Genomic DNA, 2467 nt, shown 5'->3' on the forward strand with positions numbered 1-2467 from the left:
GGTAGGGCGTGTAGGCCGTGTACCAGGCCGGGTTCTCGAACAGGTTGCGCTGAATGACCGGCGGCACGTGGACGCCGTGGTAGCCGGCGCCGATAAAGCTCTTCAGCACCGTGTTCTTGGCCATCGTCGCCGACAATTCGGCCAGTGCTTCGGCCTCGCTGGCCGGCGCGGGCAGCGTCAGCGGCTGGTCGAGGCGGATCGATCTCGGCACGGCCTGGCTGATCAGCGTCTCGACGGACGGGACGCCGATTACGGCCAGCATGGCTCGGACATCATTGAGGCCGGGGCCGATGTGGCGGGCCGAGAAGGGGTAGGGTGCTGCGGTCATCGTAACTGTCCTGCTCTCAACCGATATGGGCCTTGTAGGCAGCTTCATCCAGAAGCCCGTCGAGCTGGCCTTCATTGGCGAGCTTCATCTTCCACAGCCAGCCGTCGCCCGTGGCGGCCGAATTGACCAGCGACGGATCCGACGACAGCGAGGTGTTGGCCTCGGTGATCTCGCCGTCGGCCGGTGCGTAGACATCCGACGCGGCCTTGACGGATTCGACCACGACGGCGGTGTCGCCCTTGGCCAGCTTGCGGCCGACTTCCGGCAGTTCGACGAAGACGAGATCGCCGAGCTGCTCCTGCGCGTAGTCAGTGATGCCAACGGTGGCGACGCCGCCTTCGACACGGAGCCATTCGTGGTCTTCGGTGAAATAGGTCTTTGCCATCGGGAATTATCCTTTGCGGTAGCGATGAGGTGTGAAAGGCAAGGGGTTGATATCGATCGGGATTTTCGTCCCGCGCACATCGGCGAAAAGTTTGCTTCCGGGCCTGGCGAGTGCCGTGTTGACGTAGCCCATGGCGACCGGATGACCGGCCGACGGGCCGAAGCCGCCGGAGGTGACATGGCCAGCCGCATTGCCGGCGGCGTCGAAAAGCGCGGCGCCCGCGCGCACCGGCTGGCGGCCGTCCGGCTTCAGTCCGACACGTTTCTGCGCCGACCCACGCTCCAGTATGGCGCGCAGAGCGTCGGCGCCGATGAAGTGGCCGGCGGCACGGATATCCTTGGGGACGGCCCACATCAATCCGGCGCTGGCCGGATCGAATTCCTCGGTGATGTCCTGGCCATGCAGGCAGAGCCCGGCCTCCAGCCGCAGGCTGTCGCGGGCGGCGAGGCCGATCCACTGCACGCGCTCGTCGTTGAGCAATGTCGCGACCAGGTCCCGCGCATCCGCTTCCGGCAAGCCGATCTCGAAACCGTCCTCGCCGGTATAGCCGGAGCGGCTCATGAACCAGTTTTCGCGCGGCTCGATGCCGTGCATGAACAGCAGCGCACCGGTCTCGATGCCGGCGCGGGCAAGGGCGGCCCAGGCCTCGGGACCCTGGACGGCGAGGAAGACGCGGTCGAGCGCATCCACCTTTGCCTCGAAATCCCCGGCCAGCGCCCGCAGGTGCTTCTCGTCGACGGCTGCGTTGCCGGCGTTGGCGACGACCATGAAGCGGTCGTCGCCAAGCCTGGTGATGATGAGGTCGTCGATGATGCCGGCGGCCTCGTTGAGGAAGAAGGTGTATTTCGACTGGGAAATATCGAGCGCGCCGGCATCGAGCGGGCAGGCGCGGTCGAGCAGCGCAATCGCGCCCGGGCCGCTGACCAGGAACAGCTTCATGTGCGAAATGTCGAACAGCCCGGCATGCTCGCGGGTGTGAAGGTGCTCCTTCATCACGCCGGCCGGATAGGTGAGCGGCATCGACCAGCCGGCGAACGCGCCAAAGCGCGCCCCAGCAGCCGTATGCAGATCCTCGAGGGGTAGGTGTTTGGCTTCGTCGCCCGTCATGTCATCTCCAGAGTCGCACGCAATCGGCCGCTGATGGCGACCAGTCCGTGCCCCTCTGTCTGAAGCCTGAGAGACTCGCGCCCCGTAACTCTGTCGGCAGCGCTTACACCTTCGGCGCGGGGCGTGAGCCCCGACTTTCCAGAGTGTCTTTCCCGTCTACGGTTCTTTTGCCTGAGAGATTTCGGGCGATTTCCCCTTCGGCGGCAGCTCTCGCTGCTCTCTCCCGCAAACAGGTAGGACTCAAGTGCGAGTCCTCGACTCGTCATCCATAGCTTGTGAACGACACCTTGTCACCTGCCAGCGACATCTTGCTGACAAGTCTTCGCTAACCACGCGGTTTGCCGGTTTTTCAAGACACTACCGATATGTTGCTCCGAAACGACCTTTTTGGGCCCGGCTACAGCCGGCGGCGGACGGGGACGACAATGGGCGAACTGATCATGAGCGCTCCGGTGGCGGGGCTGACCTCCAAGAACCGCATCACGGCCGAGGACGTGGTGATGCTGCGCCGCGAAGTGTTCGGCGACGGCATGGTGAGCCGTGGCGAGGCCGAGGCGCTGTTCGCGCTCGACCAGACGACGCGCGACAAATGCCAGGAATGGCCGGCGTTCTTCGTCGAGGCGGTCACCGATTACATCGTCCACCAG

2 protein-coding genes, 2 pseudogenes and 1 riboswitch are annotated in these 2467 nt (G+C 64.9%); of the genes and pseudogenes, 1 reads left to right on the top strand and 3 read right to left on the bottom strand.

The window, feature by feature from the left end; genetic code table 11:
* The 3 genes and pseudogenes from EN742_RS31740 to gcvT form a co-directional block, all read right to left on the bottom strand.
* Positions 1–328 (bottom strand): annotated as a pseudogene (locus EN742_RS31740) (glycine dehydrogenase (aminomethyl-transferring)); the annotation flags it as partial.
* A gap of 16 nt (positions 329–344) precedes the next feature.
* Positions 345–713 (bottom strand): glycine cleavage system protein GcvH, encoded by a 369-nt coding sequence (gene gcvH, locus EN742_RS31745; RefSeq protein ID WP_126054278.1) that lies wholly within the window; start codon positions 711–713, stop codon positions 345–347.
* Between the two features lie 6 nt (positions 714–719).
* A complete protein-coding gene (gene gcvT / locus EN742_RS31750; protein WP_127407572.1) occupies positions 720–1820 on the bottom strand; it encodes a glycine cleavage system aminomethyltransferase GcvT in 1101 nt (366 codons plus the stop codon).
* A 149-nt stretch (positions 1821–1969) separates the two neighbouring features.
* A riboswitch (glycine riboswitch) is annotated at positions 1970–2056 on the bottom strand.
* 189 nt (positions 2057–2245) lie between these two features.
* On the opposite strand from gcvT, the pseudogene EN742_RS31755 reads away from it, so the two are divergent.
* A pseudogene (locus tag EN742_RS31755) lies at positions 2246–2467 on the top strand (hypothetical protein); the annotation flags it as partial.

The organism is Mesorhizobium sp. M4A.F.Ca.ET.020.02.1.1, assembly GCF_004022645.1.
GTDB lineage: Bacteria > Pseudomonadota > Alphaproteobacteria > Rhizobiales > Rhizobiaceae > Mesorhizobium.

Bases quoted from the DNA above. Each gene is read 5' to 3' on its own strand.
- gcvT (WP_127407572.1), bottom strand. From the start codon at position 1,820: ATGACGGGCGACGAAGCCAAACACCTACCCCTCGAGGATCTGCATACG.
- gcvH (WP_126054278.1), bottom strand. From the start codon at position 713: ATGGCAAAGACCTATTTCACCGAAGACCACGAATGGCTCCGTGTCGAA.